Origin of the sequence: Massilia sp. LjRoot122 (assembly GCF_964252725.1) — a bacterium.
In the GTDB taxonomy this organism is placed as follows: domain Bacteria; phylum Pseudomonadota; class Gammaproteobacteria; order Burkholderiales; family Burkholderiaceae_D; genus Telluria.
Genome location: NZ_CAXUPB020000001.1, coordinates 4,068,691 through 4,085,680 on the forward strand (window position 1 = coordinate 4,068,691; position 16,990 = coordinate 4,085,680).

A 16,990-nucleotide genomic window follows, 5' to 3' on the forward strand; every position below is an offset into this window, starting at 1 on the left:
TTGTAAGGCTGGCGGGCTAACCAAAGCTTCGTTTGCTCCTATACAATGCTGCCAAGGAGATACTATGTGTAGGGCAGCAATTCGACACCGCCAGTTATGCAGGATGGGCAAGTGAACCGGATTTTCTTCCGTTTCTTCGTGCTGGTCATGCTGTCGATCACGGCGGCCACCTTCGTGATCTATTTCGCCTTCAGCCGTCTGTTCGGGGACCCGCTCGAGGACATCGCACGCCGCCAGGCGGCCGCGCAGATTTTCCTGCTTGAACAATACGTCGACCAGGCGCCGCCGGACGAGTGGCTGGTGCGGCTGAACAATGTGCGTATCGTGTCGGACGTGCGCTATGACCTGGTGCCGCTGGCCGATGCGCGCCAGGCCCTGCCCGCCGGCCGGCGCGCCCTGCTGGACCGCGGCGAGCTGGTGCTGGATCCTGCCGCACGCAGCTTCTACCGCCGCGTCGACCTGGAGGGCGAGCGCTATATCGGCAGCCACGAGGAAGTGCTGCGCGCCCAGAACCTGCCGGTCGACGTCAAGCAGGCGCTCATCATGGAAGCGCTGCGCTACGTGATCGTCGCGGTGGCGCTGCTGGTGCCGATCGCGCTGTGGTCGCGCTCGCACTGGCAGGGGCTGCAGTCGCTGTCGCGCGTGGCGGACGCATTCGGCAGCGGCAAGCTGACCGCCCGCGCCCAGATGAAACCCTCGGCCAGCATCTACCCGCTGGCCGAACGCATCAACCACATGGCCGACCGCATCGAAGACCTGCTGGAAGCGCAGAAAAGCCTGCTGCATTCGGTGTCGCACGAACTGCGCACCCCGATCGCGCGGCTCGAATTCGGCCTGGAGTTGCTGGACGCGCGCGCCAAGGACCCGGACCTGAGCAAGCGCATCCGGGGAATGGAGGGCGATTTGCGCGAACTGAATTCCCTGGTCAACGAGTTGCTCGACATGAGCAAACTCGACAGCGCACGCAAGCTGCAGCTCGAGCCCACCGCGCTGGCCGAGGTGCTGCGCGAATGCACCGGGATGCTGCCGCCCTCCCCGCATGCGCTCGACTGCGCCTTCGGCGACGAGCTGGGCGAACTCGAACTCGACCGCCGCCTGCTGGCGCGCGCCGTCTGCAACCTGCTGCGCAATGCCCAGAAATATGCCGCCGGCCGCATCCTGCTGTCGGCCACGCGCAGCGCCGGCGGCGTCGAGATCACGGTGGACGACGACGGCCCTGGCATCCCGGAAGAGGAACGCGACAAGATATTCGAGCCTTTCTACCGGCTCGACCGCAGCCGCGACCGCGCCACCGGCGGCTTCGGCCTCGGCCTGTCGATCGCGCGCAAGGCGGTGGCCCTGCACGGCGGCAGCCTGCGCGCCGACAGCTCGCCGCTGGGTGGGGCGCGCTTCGTGATCACCCTGCCCGCCTGAGACGACAATACGAGAGACCAGCCATGCAACGAACCATCCTTTTTGCCGCGCTGCTGGCCGCGGCGGGCCAGGCGGCCGCCGAGAAGGCCGATGTTTACAAGCCGACCCAGATCACCTGCCGCTCCTGCGATGCCAACAGCCTGACCCGCAGCTTCATGGTGGCGGGCGGGGTGGAGCTGACCCGCGGCACCCTGACGATCAGCGCCGACGGCGGCCGCGTCGAAGAGTCGCCGGAAGGCTACCAGCGCATTTTGCTGCAGGCCGAGCCCGGCAAGAAGGTGCGCTTCCGCCAGAAGGCCGACGGCCCCGGCGAACGCTGGATGGAGGGCGAAGCCGACCGCGTGGAGTACGATGACCGCTCGGCCATGGTGAAACTGATGTCGAAGGCGAAGGTCAGGCGTACCCTCGGCGGTCTCCAGACCGAAGAGGCCGAGGGCGAATACATCGCCTACGACAGCCGCACCGAGGAATTCAGCCTGCGCAATACCAGCACGGGCGAAGACCGTCCGGGCGGCGGGCGCAACACCATCACCCTGCAATCGAAACGGAAGGCACAACCATGATCCTCGAAGTCGCCACCCTCGACGTCCGGCCCGGCCAGGAAGAAGCCTTCGAAGCGGCCTTCCGCCAGGCATCCGGCATCATCGCCGCCATGCCGGGGTATGCTTCACACCAGCTGCAGCGCTGCCTGGAACGGCCGAACCGCTATGTGCTGCTGGTGAACTGGCAGACGCTGGAAGACCATACGATCGGTTTCCGCGGCTCGCCCGGCTACCAGGAATGGAAGGCCCTGCTGCACCATTTCTACGATCCTTTCCCGACCGTCGAGCATTACGCGATGGTCCTCGACGGAGGAGAAGTATGAGTATTGCCTTACGCTGCCGCTGCGGCAAGCTGCGCGGCCAGGTCGACGAGACGCGCGTGGCTGCACGCGCGGTGTGCTACTGCAAGGATTGCCAGGCCTATGGCCACTTCCTCGGCAGCGGCGTGCTGGACGAGGCCGGCGGCACCGAGGTGGCCGCCACCCTGCCCGCCGCCGTGCGTTTCGAGGCGGGCCTGGAGCACCTGGCCTGCATGTCGCTCAGCCCCAAGGGACTGTACCGCTGGTACGCCAGCTGCTGCCGCACGCCGGTCGGCGCGACGCCGCGCGACCCGCGCAGCTCCTACGTCGGGCTGGTGCGGGCCTGCCTGGATGCGCCGGATGCGGAACTTGCGCGCACGCTCGGGCCGCTGCGCTGCCGGACCCAGACGGCGACGGCCACGAAGCCGGTCGCCTCGAGCGGCCTGAGTACGGTATGGGTGGTGGTCAAGGTCGGCGCCATGCTCATGAAGGCGCGCCTGGGAGGGGGCTACAGGAACAATCCCTTCTTCCGTCCGCACAGCGACGAGCCGGTGAAACCGGTGCAGGTGCTGTCGCTGGAAGAAAGGACGGCGCTGACCCCGTAAGGACCAGCGCCAGGAAGGATCAGCGGCCGCTGTGCTCGCGCTCCGCACGCACGTGGGTCACGCCGTACCACAGGTGTTCCCACCAGTGCTCGCGCGAGTGCACGGTCACGAGACATGCCTTGTCGATCCCGCCCTTGAAGAGCGGATCGGGGCATTGATTGGTCATCAGGGCGTAGCGCTGGTTCTCGGCATTGACGAGGGCAATCGCGAGCCAGACGGCGACGCCCGCGCAGAACACCGCCAGCGACCACGCCACGTGGTTCACATGGCTGGTTTCAAACAGGTCGTCCTCGTTGGGCCGGGACCCATCGTACATCTTGAGGACTTCGCGTTCGACGTCATTGCTCATTTCGTGGCAGCAGCCTTCTTGACGAGTGCGTCCATGACCTGGGTGGTCGCCTGCAGCATCTGGCCGACGTCCTGGATCTTGTTGGCTTCGGCCACCTGGCTCGGCGACACCACGTACTTGCCGTCGATGATGATGGTCGGGGTACCGGAGACCTTGTAGGCGCCCGAGATCTGGTTCAGGCGGCGCAGCTTGGTGGTCACGCCGAAGGAGTTCCAGGTTTCCATGAACTTGGCGCGGTCCAGGCCGTTCTTCACTGCCCACTCGATGATCTGGTCATCCTTCATCAGGCGCTGGCGCTGGACGTGCACGGCCTGGAACACGCGATGGTGGTACTGGTCGAGCTTGCCCATCGCTTCGAGCGTCAGGAACAGGTGGGCTTCCGGATCGGCCGGGCCCTGGAACGGCAGGTGGATGCGGCGCACGTGGATGTTGTCGCCCTGCTTCTTGATCCAACCATTGAAGGCCGGCTCCAGCATGTTGCAGGCCGGGCAGTGGTAAGCGAAGAACTCGATGACCTCGACCTTCTTGCCCGTTGCCTGCACCGGCTGCGGCGCGCTCAGGGTCTGGTAGTCGACACCGTTCTTCGGGTCGGCAGGCGACGCGAACGCGGTGCTGGCGACCATGGTGGCGGCGATGAGGGCAAAACGCAGAGAACGCATAGGTTTCCTTCACAAGTGATTGAGCAAACGCCGGGAGATTACCACTTTTTTCGCCCTTCATTCTGAGGAAGGGCTGAATTTTGCATTTGCTTACGGAATTAACGCAGGGGAAACGGGGGAGTTGCGTTAGTGACTACGGTAAAGAAAGACGGTTTTTAGGCCAACACAAGTAGCATCGTCGTTCCCGCGCAGGCGGGAACCCAATTTTCCATCCGAAGTCACTTCGGCCTGCGCTGCCGCACCCCTTCCAGCGCCTCACACAACAACGCAGCTCCATCCACAGCCCTCGGGCCCGGCCGCGTCAGCAGTTCGCCATTCACCGTCAACAAATTGCCCCGCTTCACCGCTGTCATGCTCTTGTACGGTTCCCACAGCTTCAGCCCCGGATTGGCCGGATCATAACGCTTGCCCGCCATGATCGCCTCGGGATCGGCCGCCAGCACCGCCTCGAGGCTGACCTCCGGCGCGACGACCTTGAGCCCGCCGAACACGTTGCGCCCGCCGCAGACGCGGATCGCGTCGCTGGCGATCTGCGCATCGTTGAGCGTGTACAGCGGCTGGTCCCAGATCTGGTAGAACACCGACACCGGCGAACGCCCGCCGTAGCGCGCCTCGAGCCCGGCCAGCTTCCCGCGCAGCGCGCCCGCGGCGCTGGACGCCGCCGGGCCGGTGCCCAGCAGCTGCCCGAGGCGCTCGATGTTGTCGGCCACCTGCGCCAGCCTGCGCGGCTCGCTGTGGAAGACCGGCACGCCCAGCGACTCGATCTGGGCGATCTGGCGCGCCGTATTCCCGCTGTGCCAGACCACGACCAGGTCGGGCTTCAGGGCCAGCACCCGCTCCATGTCGATCACGCTGTTGCTGCCGACCAGAGGGATGGTCTTCGCCGCTTCCGGGTAATCGCTGTAGTTCATGGCCCCGACCACGCGCGCGCCGCCGCCGGCCGCGAACAGCAGCTCGGTGGCGTGCGGCGCCATCGAGATGACGCGCCGGGCCGGCTGCTGCACGGTGACGCGGCGGCCGGCATCGTCGACCACGGTCACCGCGGCCCCGGCGCCGGCAGTTGCCAGCGCCAGCAGCGCCGCTACGGCAAGTCGGGGCGCGGCCATCAGAACGCGTAGCGCAGCGACAGCTTCAGCTGGCGGCCGTCGCTCGGGTAGATGCCCGAACGGCAGCCGAAGGCATTGCTGTAGTACTGGCGGTCCGCCAGGTTGAGCCCGCTGACGGCCGCTTCCCAGCCGCCAACGCGGTAGGCGTAGCGTGCGTCGAGCGTGGTGTAGGACGGGATGCGCGTACCGCAGCTGTTGCTGAAGTCGCTGCCGTAGCGCTGGCTGTCCACCCACTGGGCGCCGATGTCGGCGCTGTGGCCGCCGGCAGGCGTCCATGCAGCGCGCAGCGTCACGACGTTCTTCGGCACCAGCACCATTTCGCGGCCGGCGTTCGGGCCGCCGGTGAACTCGGCATCGACGCGCTGCCACTTGGCGTTCAGGCGCAGGTCCTGGGTCAGCGCATGCTGCCCTTCCACTTCGACGCCCTGGCGGCGGGTCGGGTCGAGGTTGGTGTTGGCGCCCCAGCCGATGGTCGGATCGTAGAAGATCTCGTCCTTCAGGCGGTGGCGGAACAGGCGCGCGCTGATCTGGCGCGCAGCGGAACCGGCGCTGACGCCCAGTTCCAGATCACGCGAGGTCTGCGGCGCCAGCACCTCAGGGCCCGAACGCAGGCTGTTCTCGTCCACGTTGGCGATGCGGTAGCTGCGGCCGGCCTTGGCGAACACGGTCACCTGCGGCAGCACGTCGATGCTGCCTTCCAGCGACCAGGCATTGATCGACTGCTTGCGGTGCTCGTTCAGCACCGGCGGGAAAGCCAGCGGATCCGAGTAGTCCTTGGTGAAGCGCTCGTGGCGGCCGCCGATGGCCAGGCGGGCGTTGTGCGGCGCGTTCCACAGGATCTCGTTGCGCAGGTAGACAGCCTTGGCATCCTGCTCGGCGTCGCCGCGCGAGAAGTCGGAGCTGGTCTGGCGCTCCCAGCGCACCAGGTCGAGGCCGGCCACCAGCTCGTTACGCATGCCGCCCAGCGCGGCGGTGTGGCGCAGGCGCGGCGAGAACTGGGTCTGGCTGGCGTCGTAGCGCACACGCGAGGCCACCTTGGCGCCGCCCATCATGTAGAAGTAGTTGGCCTCGACCTCGCGCTCGCGGCGCGACAGCTCGGCGGCCAGTTCGACCGCACCGATGCGGTGCTCGACGAAGGCCGTGTAGCGGTCGGTGTCGAGGGTGCCGAAATCGTCCGGCGTCAGGGTCTGGCGCGGATTGGCCAGGAACTGGGCTTCGGTCAGCGAACCGGGGAAGCGCGCGTCCTGCTCCGAACGCTCGAAGCGCAGTCCGGCGCGGCCCGCGCCATGGCTGTACTGCACGCCGCCGCTGGCGGTCTTCTGCTTGAATTGGCTGTTCTTGCGGTAGTTGTCGGTGCCGCGGTCGGCCACGGCCACGTCGAGCGACCAGGGACCGGCGCCATGGCTCAGCGAGCCGCGCAGGTCGTGGGCGTCGAAGCGCCCTGCTTCGGCGAACAGCGAACCGTGGGTGCCGCTCGCGCCGGCGCGGCGGGTGATGATGTTGATCACGCCGCCGGTCGCGCCTTCGCCATACAGCACGCTGCTGCCGCCGCGCTGGATCTCGATGCGCTCGACGGTATCCACCGGAATGCTGGACAGGACCGCGTTGCTCAGCTCGTTCTCGTTCAGGCGCACGCCGTCGACCAGGATCACCAGGTTCTGGGCGCTGTTCGAGCCGAAGCCGCGCAGGTCGAGCGCGAAGTCCGGCGACGCGTCCAGGCTCTGGCGCCCGTAGACGCCGCCGACCTTGCGGATCGCGGCATTGACGTCGGTGGCGCCGGCACGGCGGATGTCCTCGGCGGTGATGACGGTGGCGCCGATCGGTGCGGCGGCCGTCTGCGCCGGGAAGCGGGCGCCGGTGACGACGATCGACGGCAGGGATTCCTGGGCAGCGGCGTTGGCGGCAAGGACGGACAGCGACAGGGCGCAGGCCAGCGCGAGCGGCTTGAACGCCGGCGCGCTGCGTGGTACGACAGCAAATTTCATGTGGATGTTCTCGGTAATGGCACCGGCCTGCGTCCCCGCACACCGGTTTCAACGGAAACGCCGCGGGCGCTTCCACCTGTCTGGCCGGTATCCGGGCTTGCAAGACGGACCGCCCCACCTTCCTATGCGATGCACAGTGGTTATCGAGGCAGCCTGTCGTTACTCGGGAGAGGAACGACGCTTGTTGACCGTTGCGGGGGCAGCACACCTCGGCGTAGGCGCGCAGCGCCGTTGCCTCGTGTTTCCCGTTTAACTGCGCATGCGGAGGGCATGCGCGGGCACCAGAACCCCGAGATTATAACCTGACAAGCTTTTTGCGCTTCTGTCGCCCTATTTGCGTTTCTATCCTAAAAGATTGGAAATTTAATAATCTTCTGGATATAGTCGCGCTCATACCAAAACAGGGAGTCTTGCATGCAGATCCAATGGAAGCGCGGCGTGCTCGCGGCAACGCTGCTGGCGCTCGGGGTGGGCGGCGCCTGGCTGGCCTGGGCCGACGCGCCGGCGCCCGCCGTCCCGCCACCGCTCGACGGCATCGCGCTGGCCGCACCGGACGCCGCCGCCGTCACCGTTCCCAGCAGTCCCGATGCCTGGGGCGGCATCCGCAGCGGCGACCACCCGACCCTGTCCGACCGCGTGGTGAGCTACCGCATCGCCGCCACCCTCGACCCGGTCCGGCACGTGGTCAGCGGCCGCCAGCAGCTCACCTGGCGCAATCGCAGCGCCGTGCCGGTGCGCAGCGTCTACGTCCACCTCTACATGAACGCCTTCGCCGGCGAAGGCAGCAGCTTCTTCACCGAGCAGCGCCAGCGCGGCGAGGCCTTCCGCGGCGGCATCGACACCAAGGACGGCGAATGGGGCCATATCAGCCTGCAGGGCGTCAGCCAGGGCGGCGCCCGGGTCGCGTGGCGCTTCGTCCAGCCCGACAAGGGCCCCGCCACCGACCACACGGTGGCGCGCCTCGACCTGCCCGAGGCGGTTGCCCCGGGCGCCTCCACCACCCTCGACATGGCCTTCAGCACCCAGCTGCCGCGCGTGATCGCGCGCACCGGCCACCACGGCAGTTTCCACCTGGTGGCGCAGTGGTTTCCGAAGATCGCGGTGCTGGAACTGCCGGGCGAACGCGGTGCAACGGCGCCGCGCTGGAACGCGCACGAGTTCCACCTGGATTCCGAGTTCTATTCGGACTTCGGCAGCTATGACGTGAGCCTGACCGTCCCGAAGGGCTATACGGTCGGCGCCACCGGCGAATTGCAGGGCGCGCCCGTCGAGAAGAACGGCATGCTCACCCACCGCTACGTGCAGCACGACGTGCACGACTTCGCCTGGACCGCGGACAGCCGCAGCGCCCGCCCGCTGGTGGAGACCTGGACCGGTCCCGGCAGCCCGATCGTGACCGTGCAGGTGCTCTACCCGCCCGAATACGAGGCCAGCGCCAAGCCGGCGATGAAGGCGGCCAAGGAGTCGCTGGCCTACTTCTCGCGCGCGCTCGGCCCCTACCCCTACCGCACGCTCACCGTCGTGATTCCGCCGGAAGGCGCGGAAGAAGCGGGCGCCATGGAATACCCGACCTTCTTCACCGCCGCGGGCTATGCCGAGGTGGCGCCGAAGACGCAGGAGGCCTTCGATCTCGACGCAGTGACGATCCACGAATTCGGCCACGGCTACTTCTACGGCATCCTGGCCAGCAACGAGTTCGAAGAACCCCTGCTCGACGAAGGCCTGAACTCCTACTGGGAAAGCCGCATGATGCGCGACCGCGGCCAGCAGATCTATCCGGCCCCTGGCTTCCTGAAGCGGATCGGCATCGATCCGGCCTTCGAGGGCTTCGACGGCATGCGCCTGTTCATGCCGCGCGACCGGCCGGCCGACGCGCCGGGACAGAACGCCTGGCGGCGCCTGCAGGGCATCGGCCCGGTCTACACCCGCGGCGCGGTCGTGCTGCGCGACCTCGAAGCGCGCATCGGCAGCGAGGCGATCGAGCGCGGCTTCAAGGAATACTACCGCCGCTGGAAATTCCGCCACCCGGGCATCGCCGACCTGCGCGAGGCGCTGGCCGACGGCAGCGGCGAACGCGCCGCCGTCGAGGATGTGTTCGCGAAGCAGATCTATGCCACGGCGCGCGTGGACGACCGCGTGGCCAAGCTGACGAGCGAGGAAGAACTGCCGCTCGCCGGCACCCGCGTCGTCAACGGCAAGCGCGTCGAAGAATCGCGCGCGGCGGTGGAGGAGCGTATCGCGAAGCAGCGTGCCGAGTGGGAGAAGGCGAATCCGAAAGCAAAGGATGGTCTCGGCCCCTTCCCGTGGCGCACCGAGGTGACCCTGCGCCGCGACGGCGCCGCCGTACCGCAGACCCTGGTGGTGCGCTTCGCGGACGGCAGCAGCGAAACGCTGACGTGGAACGCCGCCTCGCCAGATGAAAAATGGCGCCGCTTCAGCTGGGTCAAGCCGGCGCGCGCCGTGTCGGCCGAACTGGATCCGCGCCGCGCCCACTACCTCGACGTCAACAAGCTCGATGACAGCCGCAGCATGGCGCCCGATCGCAGCGCATCGACCCGCTGGACGGCCGACGCGGCCGCCTTCTTCCAACTCATCCTGTCCCTGATCGCCACCGTATGACGACCACCACCGCCACCTTCGAACCGACGCAGGCGCAGGCCGCGCCGGCTGCCGCGAACAGCCTGCTGCGCTCCCTGCGCCCTGCCCTGCAGTGGCGCCTGATGCTGCTCTGGCTGCTGGGATTGCTGCTGCCCACCCTGGCCGCCGCGCTGCCGCTCTGGACCATGCTGGGCGCCGCCTTCGACCACACGGTGAACGCCGCGGCGCTGGCCCGGCGCCTCGACCTGGTCGCCATCGCCGACGTCATGGGAATGCACACCCGCTATGCTCCGGCCCTTGCCGGCGGCGGCAGCGTCGCACTGGCACTGACCCTGCTGCTGTCGCCGCTCCTCACCGGCGCGGCCATCACCGCCGCACGGGCGCCGGCGCCGCTCGGCTTCGCGGCCCTGGCCGCCGGCGGGGTGCGCGAATACGGGCGCCTGCTGCGCATGCTGCTGTGGGCCGTGGTCCCGCTCGGCGTCGCCGCCTTCCTCGGCGCGCTGGTGCTGGACGCCGCCGACGGCCAGGCCGCCGGCGCCGTCATGGGTGCGGGCCTGGTGGCCGGCCTGCTGATGTTGCTGGCACACGCCACGCTCGACCTGGGCCGCGCCGTGCTGGCGCTCGACCGCCGCCGCAGCTCGGCGGTGCTGGCCTGGTGCGACGGCCTGGGACTGCTGGTGCAGCGTCCCTTCGCGGTGCTGGGCCTGTACCTGGGCCTCAGCGCAGTCGGCCTGCTGCTTGCGGCGGTGCTGGCGCTGGCGCGCCTGAACGTCCCGGCGCTGGGCGCGGGCAGCCTGCTCGGCGGCCTGCTGCTGGCCCAGCTGGCCGTGCTGGCGCTGGCCTGGATGCGCTGCGCGCGCCTGTTCGGCCTGATGGAGCTGGTACGGGGCATGCACGCACGCTGATGTCCCCGATCGGCTACCATGGGTGCTTCGACCGCGGCAAGGAGCACCCATGACTCTCCCCACCTATTTCGTCTCGCACGGCGGCGGCCCCTGGCCGTGGATGAAGGAACAGACCGGCGGCGCCTACGACCGCCTGGAAGCCTCGCTGGCCGCGCTCCGGCAGGCCCATGGCGACGCGGTACGGGCCGTGCTGGTCGTGACCAGCCACTGGGAGACGCCGGGCTTCATGCTGTCATCCGGCAGCGCGCCCGGCATGATCTACGACTACGGCGGTTTCCCGCCGCACACCTACCGCATCAGCTACCCCGCGCCCGGCGACCCGGCGCTGGCGCAGCGCGTCGCCACGCTGCTGCAGGCGGGCGGACATCCGGCCGGACTCGATCCGGAGCGCGGCTTCGACCATGGGACCTTCTCGATGCTGTATCCGGTCTATCCGGAGGCCTCGACGCCGGTGGTGCAGCTGTCGCTGCGGCAGGACCTCGACCCGCAGGCCCACATCGACGCAGGCCGCGCGCTGGCGCCGCTGCGCGACGAAGGGGTGCTGATCCTGGGCAGCGGGCTGTCCTTCCACAATCTGCGGCAGTTCGGACCGGCCGGGGCGGCGGCCTCGAAGGCTTTCGACGGCTGGCTGCAGGAGGTGATGGTGTTGCCGCCCTCAGCGCGCACGGCGGCGCTGCTGCGCTGGGAGGAAGCGCCGATGGCGCGGGCGGCGCATCCGCGCGAGGAGCACCTGCTGCCGCTGATGGTGGCGCTCGGGGCCGCCGAACAGGAGCCGGCGGCCTGCGTGTATCACGAAGACGATTTCTTCGGGTCGCTGACGGTATCCAGCTTCCGCTTCGGGGGGATGTAGGGTGGGCGGCTACGCCGCCCACGCGGTGATAGTTTCGATCTGAATTGCCGCGCAGGCGACATCACCGTGATGTGAACGCGTGGGCGGGAGACCCGCCCACCCTACGAACAGCCTTAGCTGCCGCGCTTGCCGCGCATCGCCTCTTCCGCCTTCGCCGCCGCCTTCTCTTCGGCGATACGCGCCTTCTCCGCCATCTCTTCCGCGTGGCGCGCCAGCGCCGCGGCGCGGCTTTCCGGCGTCTCGAGGCTGATCCGTCCCAGCGCCCCGGTGCGGTAGTCGTGCAGGAGCACGTGCGCCGCCTTCTCGTAGTCGAATTCGCCGCCGCGCACGCGGAAGCCGCGGCGCTGGGCCACACCCTCGATCACGGCGATGCCGTCCAGCCCCTCGGTCTTGAAGCCGTAGCGCGCCGTGAGCAGCTGGGGATAGCGCTCCAGCAGCGAGTTGGCCAGGAACTCCGCCACTTCCTCTTCGATCAGGGCGTTCGAGCCGACCGCGTGGCTGGCGGCCAGCATCAGGCCGTCGCTCGCCATCGCGATCTTCGGCCACAGCATGCCCGGGGTGTCGACCAGCACGATGTGCTTGCCGAGGTAGAGCTTCTGCTGGACCTTGGTCACGGCCGGCTCGTCGCCCACCTTGGCCACCCGCTTCTTGAGCAGCGCGTTCATCAGGGTCGACTTGCCGACGTTCGGGATCCCCATGATCATGATGCGCAGCGGCTTGGTCGGCACGCCGCGGTGCGGGGCCAGCGACTGGCAGATGTCCGGGATGCGCGCGACGTCGGCCGGCTTCTTGGTCGTCATCGGGTAGGCGGTCACGCCTTCCTGCGCGTCGTAATAGGCCTTCCAGGCAGCCGTTGCCGCCGGATCGGCCAGGTCGGTCTTGTTCAGGATCTTCAGGCAAGGACGCTGGCGGAACTTGCGCAATTGATCAACCAGCGGGTTGCAGCTCGCCTCGGGCAGGCGGGCGTCGAGGACTTCGATCACCAGGTCGGTGTTCTCCATCTGCTCGGCGGCTTCCTTCTTGGCCGCATTCATGTGCCCCGGGAACCATTGTATCGACATGCTGTGCTTTCTTAAATGCTTCAATCAAGCCGCTATTTTACGCTGGCGGCCGGATTGAGAATAAACAGCAGGCCTGAAGCGCCAGTCTATTGATTCATTGCAATGTATTTGCGGCGCATCGGCGCAGACTGGCGTTTCCGCCCGCTGGGCCGCATCCGGGAGAAGCATCATGCACCACCTGCCAAGGGAAACGCCACGCTGGGCCGCGATCGAGCTTCCGCCGAAGAAGTCGCTGGGACGCTGGTGTGCGTTCGGCCTGCTGTGCGGGATGGTCGGGGCGGCCTGCTTCATCGATCGTTTCCCGCTGCTGTCAGGTTAACGACACAATTTCTATCGAGAAAGACAAACAATGCTATTCTCGGGGCTTACCTCAGGCAAAGCGCAGGAAGCCCCACCATGCAATCCACTTTCGACGGTCTGCGGACGACGCGCCCGCAGTCCGCACTCGCTCCCTTCCAGCGCCAGGCCCTGCTGGCCGCCCTGGCCATCGGCATCGTCACCGCCTGCCTGATGCCTTTCGCGGCCCACAAGTGGCCGAACGTTCCCGCCTTCGTGCCTTCCTACCAGACCGCCCTGATCGGCGCCTACCTGGTTGCCGCCTACCTGATCCACGGCTATTTCAAGCAGACCCGGCTGCGCGCGATGCTCTGGCTGTGGGGCGGCTGCATCTACACGGCCGGCGTGCTGGTCGCGCAGTTCCTGTCGCTGCCGAATGCCTTCGTCGCCGACACCCGCCTGCTGGGCGGCGCCCAGACCACGATCTGGCTCTGGTTCTTCTGGCATATCGGCGCCAGCGGCATGCTGTTCGCCTATGCGCTCGCCGAGCTGCGCCGGCCGGGCGCGCAGGTGGCCGGCGCGGAGAGCGGCTTCCTGCATTGCGTCCTGCTGACCTGCGCCGCGCTCGGCGCGACCCTGATTGCCGTCACCGTGTTCCACGACGCCTTGCCGCCGATGGACAGCGGCGGCGATTTCAGCGCCATCACCCGCACCGGCTATGCGCCGCTGATCCAGGCCATCGTCATGCTGGCGCTGTTCATGCTGTGGCGCGCGACCCGCTTCGCCACGCCGATCAGTGCCTGGCTCGGCGTGGCCATGTTCGCCCTCGCCATCGACAATGCCATCACCATGGCCGGCGGCGCGCGCCTGTCGATTGGCTGGTACGTCGGCCGCATCAATGCGCTGGTATCGGCGCTGGTGATGCTGGCGCTGTACATGAAGGAAGTGAACCGGGTCTACCTGAACGCCGCGCTGAATGCCGGCGAGCTGGCCGCCGCCAAGGTCGAGCTGGAGCACCACCAGCTGCACCTCGAGTCCCTGGTCGCCGAACGCACCCGTTCGCTGGAAGAGGCGCGCGACGCACTGCTGCACGCACAGAAGCTGGAAGCGGTCGGCAAGCTCACCGGCGGCGTGGCGCATGACTTCAACAACGTCCTGCACATCATCAACGGCAACCTCGACCTGATCAAGATGTTCGCGGCCGGGAACGAGAAGATCCTGCCGCGCTGCGCCTCGGCCCAGGATGCGGTGCGGCGCGGCGCCCGCCTGTCCTCGCAGCTGCTGTCCTTCGCGCGCAAGCTGCCGCTGCAGCCGGCGCCGACCAGCCTGGCCCAAGTGCTGTCCAACATGGACGTGCTGCTCAAGCGCGCCGTCGGCGAGCGTATCGACATCGACCTGCAGATCGATGCCGATGCCTGGAACGTGATCGTCGATCCGCAGCAGCTGGAAAACGCCATCCTCAACCTGACCCTGAATGCGAGCGACGCCATGGAAGGAAGCGGCCGCCTGACGATCGGCGTACGCAACCTGGTGGGGGCGGACGGCGAGGCGGTGCGCATCAGCTTCGCCGACACCGGCTGCGGCATGACGCCGGAAGTGAGGCAGCGCGCCTTCGAGCCCTTCTTCTCGACCAAGGAAGTCGGCAAGGGAACGGGCCTCGGCCTGAGCATGGTCTACGGCTTCGTCAAGCAGAGCGGCGGCCAGATCGACATCGAGAGCGAAGCGGGCCAGGGCGCCACCATCGTCATCCTGCTGCCGCGCACGCCGGCATCGGCGGTCGACAAGAAGCCCGCCCAGCCGGGCGAGGCGGTGGGCGGCAGCGAAACCGTGCTGGTCGTGGACGACGAAGCCGAGATCCGCGCCAACGTCAGCGCCATGCTGTCGGGGCTCGGCTACCGCATCCTGAGCGCCGCCAGTGCCGACGAGGCGCGCACGGTGCTGGAACAGCATGCGCGCATCGACCTGCTGTTCACCGACGTGATCATGCCGGGCGCCACCAGCAGCACCCGGCTGGCCGAACTGGCGCGCGCCGCCCATCCGGCGATCCGCGTGCTGTTCACTTCGGGCTATACCGAAGATGCCGTGATCCACGACGGCAAGCTCGCCGAAGGCGTCAGCCTGCTGAGCAAGCCGTATGGCCGCGACGAGCTGGCGCATGCGGTACGGTCCGTCCTGCGCGAAGGCGCGACGGCGGCCTGAGCGTTCTCAGCGGCAGGCGCTCGGCGGCAGCGGCTGGCCCGGATCGAAGGCGGCCAGCTGTTCCCTGGCGGCCGCGCGGTCCTTCCCGTATTCCGCCAGGTAGCGCGCACGCTCTTCGCTCTCCCATTCCGCATCCGACACACCCTTCAGGGACTGGGTGCGGCTGGCGAACACCTGCCCTTCCAGGCGCGGCAGCAGCAGGCGGTCGGGGTCGACGTTTTCGCGCAGCAGGTAGCCGTCGACGTCGCGCAGCCGGAGGGGCAGCGCCGGCGCGCCATCCGTCATCAGCTTGCCGAATACCGTCAGTTTCACCTCGCGCGCGCCTACCCCGAGCACCTCGTTGAAGGTGGCCAGGGCAAAAGGCCGGCCGCGCGCATCGTCGATCCGGCCGCTGACCACGTAGCGGCCGGGCTGGCGCACGTCCAGGCCCAGGTAGAAGGCCAGCGAGCCCTGGTCGAGCCCTTCGCGCACCTGGCCGGTCCAGCTGGCCGGCAGCACCGGCGTGTAAACCACGTCGAACAGGGCGAAGCCCTTGCGCCCTCCCGCGCTGTAGCGTACTTCCGTGCGGATGGTGCCGTGGAAGCCGGCCAGGCCGGTCTGGCTAGGCGCCAGGATGCCGGCGAAGGCATGGTCGCCGGCCACCGGGTCGGCGCCGCCGCCATCGTCCGCGAAGGGCACGGCCACCTGCGGCGTCGGGCGGCTGGCGCCGTAGGTCATCCCTGCCGCCACCGCACGCGTGATCACGACCGGCACGGTGGCGCCCTGGGCGTCCACCGCGCGCAGTGAAAACGCGGCCGCTTCGCCGGCGGCCAGGTAGACGCGCGACTGCGAGGTCTGCAGGAACACCTGGGTGTTGCTGCCGCCGCCTTCGAGCCGCATCGGGTTCATCTCGGTGACGGGCTGGTTCGGGTGCAGCTGGTCCGGGTTCTGCGCGGCCGGACGCGACTCCATCGGGTATTTGCTGCCCTCGCGGTAGCTGCAATAGCTGTGGTCGGTCAGCTGCACGTTCTCGATCAGCTGGCGGCGCCTTTCGGCGCGCTCGTCCGGGATCGCCAGGCCCTGGTTTGAAGTCACCTGGCCGAAGAATTGCGGCCCGGACGGCGGCGGACGCGAGGCGGGCTGCGGCGCCGCCTCGCGCTCGCCGCGCCCGAGCCACAGGGCCAGCGCGACGGCAAGCGCCACGCCCAGCCCGACCAGCGGTTTTTTCGACTTAAAGGGCACTGCCCACCACGGCATTGCGCACGACGCCGGTGATCCCGCCCCAGTTGCCGTTCAAGTAGTGGCTGTAGTCCTCGCCATCATCCCGGAACAAGACCGAGTGGTAGCTCCACTTGGCGCGGCCGCCCTGGTTGTTGGCGGTGCCGTAGGTCAGGTCATTGCAGAACCAGTCCCCCGGATTGCAGTAGGAGCCGCCCGAACTGCCGGAGACGCCGCCCGCGCTGTGGTAGGCGACCACCTCGTCGTCCTGTCCCGGCAGGATGAAGGAGTAGGCGGTGCCCCTGGCGCCCGCGTACATGTAGAACCAGACGTTGCGCGTGTCGTTGTGGTTGTACATCGCGCGCGCGGTGGTGGTCCGGAGGTCCTGCACCAGCGGTTCGGAAGTGGTCCAGGAACCGGCATCCGACAGCTCCGAACCGCCGGCCGCACCGGCGGCGGCGCGCACCCACTTGATGTTCCAGCCGGTCTGCGCAGTCCCGTCGCTGTTGCCGCACACGCCGCTGCTGTTCGGGCTGGCGTTCTTCTTCAGGCGCGCCGAGCCGCCGTAGTTGGCCAGCGTATAGCCCATCATCAGGTCGCCGGCACTGTAGGTGACGATGTAGCACCAGTTGGTGCCGGTGCAGAAGCAGTCGAGCGCATCCCGCACCCTGCCGCTCTGCGCGGCGATGCTGCTGCGGCCATCCCAGTTGACGGCCTTCTTGTTGACGCCGGCGGGCGTCGAGGACGGTCCCCAGTAGCTGAAGTCCTTGTAGTTGCCGATGGCGCCCACGGCGCCGCCGGCGCGGCCGTTGATCCAGAGCGTGTAGTTGGCGGCGGCTGCCAGGCCGGATACGAGGAACAGACAGAGCGCGCAGAAAGTCCGAAATGGTTTCACCTTGTTCTCCTTTTTGTCATGTGGAGACTTAGAGCGGTGAAACGGAACTGC

At 68.1% G+C, this 16,990-nt stretch carries 16 protein-coding genes and 1 riboswitch; of the genes, 9 read left to right on the forward strand and 7 right to left on the reverse strand.

Annotation, left to right across the window (positions count from 1 at the left end; all coding sequences use genetic code 11):
• Positions 1 to 111 precede the first annotated feature (111 nt).
• From ACSQ25_RS17790 to ACSQ25_RS17805, 4 genes are read left to right on the forward strand one after another with little or no spacing between them, the layout of a single operon-like run.
• Positions 112 to 1,413: an ATP-binding protein gene (locus ACSQ25_RS17790; protein ID WP_436106997.1), complete on the forward strand. Its 1,302-nt coding sequence runs from the start codon at positions 112 to 114 to the stop codon at positions 1,411 to 1,413.
• A gap of 23 nt (positions 1,414 to 1,436) precedes the next feature.
• On the forward strand, positions 1,437 to 1,976 hold the full coding sequence (gene lptA / locus ACSQ25_RS17795) for a lipopolysaccharide transport periplasmic protein LptA (protein ID WP_436106998.1): 540 nt from the start codon (positions 1,437 to 1,439) through the stop codon (positions 1,974 to 1,976).
• Entirely contained in the window at positions 1,973 to 2,278 is a 306-nt protein-coding gene (locus tag ACSQ25_RS17800; protein ID WP_436106999.1) for an antibiotic biosynthesis monooxygenase family protein, read from the forward strand. The genes lptA and ACSQ25_RS17800 overlap by 4 nt, the downstream gene beginning before the upstream one ends.
• A complete protein-coding gene (locus tag ACSQ25_RS17805) occupies positions 2,275 to 2,859 on the forward strand; it encodes a DUF6151 family protein (RefSeq protein ID WP_436107000.1) in 585 nt (194 codons plus the stop codon). Before ACSQ25_RS17800 ends, ACSQ25_RS17805 begins: the two co-directional genes overlap by 4 nt.
• A 19-nt stretch (positions 2,860 to 2,878) precedes the next feature.
• Here ACSQ25_RS17805 and ACSQ25_RS17810 read toward each other — a convergent pair whose 3' ends face one another.
• From ACSQ25_RS17810 to ACSQ25_RS17825, 4 genes are all read right to left on the reverse strand, one after another.
• Positions 2,879 to 3,208: a hypothetical protein gene (locus ACSQ25_RS17810; protein ID WP_436107001.1), complete on the reverse strand. Its 330-nt coding sequence runs from the start codon at positions 3,206 to 3,208 to the stop codon at positions 2,879 to 2,881.
• A complete protein-coding gene (locus ACSQ25_RS17815) occupies positions 3,205 to 3,867 on the reverse strand; it encodes a thiol:disulfide interchange protein DsbA/DsbL (protein WP_436107002.1) in 663 nt (220 codons plus the stop codon). Before ACSQ25_RS17815 ends, ACSQ25_RS17810 begins: the two co-directional genes overlap by 4 nt.
• Positions 3,868 to 4,085: 218 nt before the next feature.
• Positions 4,086 to 4,973 carry a cobalamin-binding protein gene (locus ACSQ25_RS17820; RefSeq protein ID WP_436107003.1) on the reverse strand — a complete coding sequence of 296 codons (888 nt, stop codon included), beginning with the start codon at positions 4,971 to 4,973 and terminating at the stop codon, positions 4,086 to 4,088.
• Positions 4,973 to 6,958 carry a TonB-dependent receptor gene (locus ACSQ25_RS17825; protein ID WP_436107004.1) on the reverse strand — a complete coding sequence of 662 codons (1,986 nt, stop codon included), beginning with the start codon at positions 6,956 to 6,958 and terminating at the stop codon, positions 4,973 to 4,975. Before ACSQ25_RS17825 ends, ACSQ25_RS17820 begins: the two co-directional genes overlap by 1 nt.
• 65 nt (positions 6,959 to 7,023) lie before the next feature.
• A riboswitch (cobalamin riboswitch) is annotated at positions 7,024 to 7,259 on the reverse strand.
• Positions 7,260 to 7,372: 113 nt separating this feature from the next.
• Here ACSQ25_RS17825 and ACSQ25_RS17830 point away from each other — a divergent pair.
• Genes ACSQ25_RS17830 through ACSQ25_RS17840 form a run of 3 tightly spaced genes read left to right on the forward strand, consistent with a single transcriptional unit; the run spans position 7,373 to position 11,311 of the window.
• A complete protein-coding gene (locus ACSQ25_RS17830) occupies positions 7,373 to 9,577 on the forward strand; it encodes a M1 family metallopeptidase (RefSeq protein ID WP_436107005.1) in 2,205 nt (734 codons plus the stop codon).
• A complete protein-coding gene (locus ACSQ25_RS17835; protein ID WP_436107006.1) occupies positions 9,574 to 10,461 on the forward strand; it encodes a hypothetical protein in 888 nt (295 codons plus the stop codon). The genes ACSQ25_RS17830 and ACSQ25_RS17835 overlap by 4 nt, the downstream gene beginning before the upstream one ends.
• 49 nt (positions 10,462 to 10,510) lie before the next feature.
• Positions 10,511 to 11,311, forward strand: coding sequence for a DODA-type extradiol aromatic ring-opening family dioxygenase (locus ACSQ25_RS17840; protein ID WP_436107007.1), 801 nt, complete (start codon positions 10,511 to 10,513; stop codon positions 11,309 to 11,311).
• 113 nt (positions 11,312 to 11,424) lie between these two features.
• Here ACSQ25_RS17840 and ylqF read toward each other — a convergent pair whose 3' ends face one another.
• On the reverse strand, positions 11,425 to 12,372 hold the full coding sequence (ylqF, locus tag ACSQ25_RS17845; RefSeq protein WP_436107008.1) for a ribosome biogenesis GTPase YlqF: 948 nt from the start codon (positions 12,370 to 12,372) through the stop codon (positions 11,425 to 11,427).
• A gap of 169 nt (positions 12,373 to 12,541) precedes the next feature.
• On the opposite strand from ylqF, the gene ACSQ25_RS17850 reads away from it, so the two are divergent.
• Together ACSQ25_RS17850 and ACSQ25_RS17855 are read left to right on the forward strand one after the other, a co-directional pair.
• Positions 12,542 to 12,691, forward strand: a complete 150-nt coding sequence (locus tag ACSQ25_RS17850; RefSeq protein WP_436107009.1) for a hypothetical protein — start codon at positions 12,542 to 12,544, stop codon at positions 12,689 to 12,691.
• 77 nt (positions 12,692 to 12,768) lie between these two features.
• A complete protein-coding gene (locus ACSQ25_RS17855) occupies positions 12,769 to 14,847 on the forward strand; it encodes an MASE4 domain-containing protein (protein WP_436107010.1) in 2,079 nt (692 codons plus the stop codon).
• 6 nt (positions 14,848 to 14,853) lie between these two features.
• On the opposite strand, the gene ACSQ25_RS17860 is transcribed toward ACSQ25_RS17855, so the two are convergent.
• Both ACSQ25_RS17860 and ACSQ25_RS17865 read right to left on the reverse strand, forming a co-directional pair.
• The gene (locus ACSQ25_RS17860; RefSeq protein WP_436107011.1) at positions 14,854 to 16,083 is read right to left on the reverse strand and encodes a hypothetical protein; all 1,230 of its coding nucleotides are present in this window, start codon (positions 16,081 to 16,083) and stop codon (positions 14,854 to 14,856) included.
• Positions 16,058 to 16,939: a hypothetical protein gene (locus ACSQ25_RS17865; RefSeq protein ID WP_436107012.1), complete on the reverse strand. Its 882-nt coding sequence runs from the start codon at positions 16,937 to 16,939 to the stop codon at positions 16,058 to 16,060. The genes ACSQ25_RS17860 and ACSQ25_RS17865 overlap by 26 nt, the downstream gene beginning before the upstream one ends.
• Between the last annotated feature and the right edge of the window lie 51 nt (positions 16,940 to 16,990).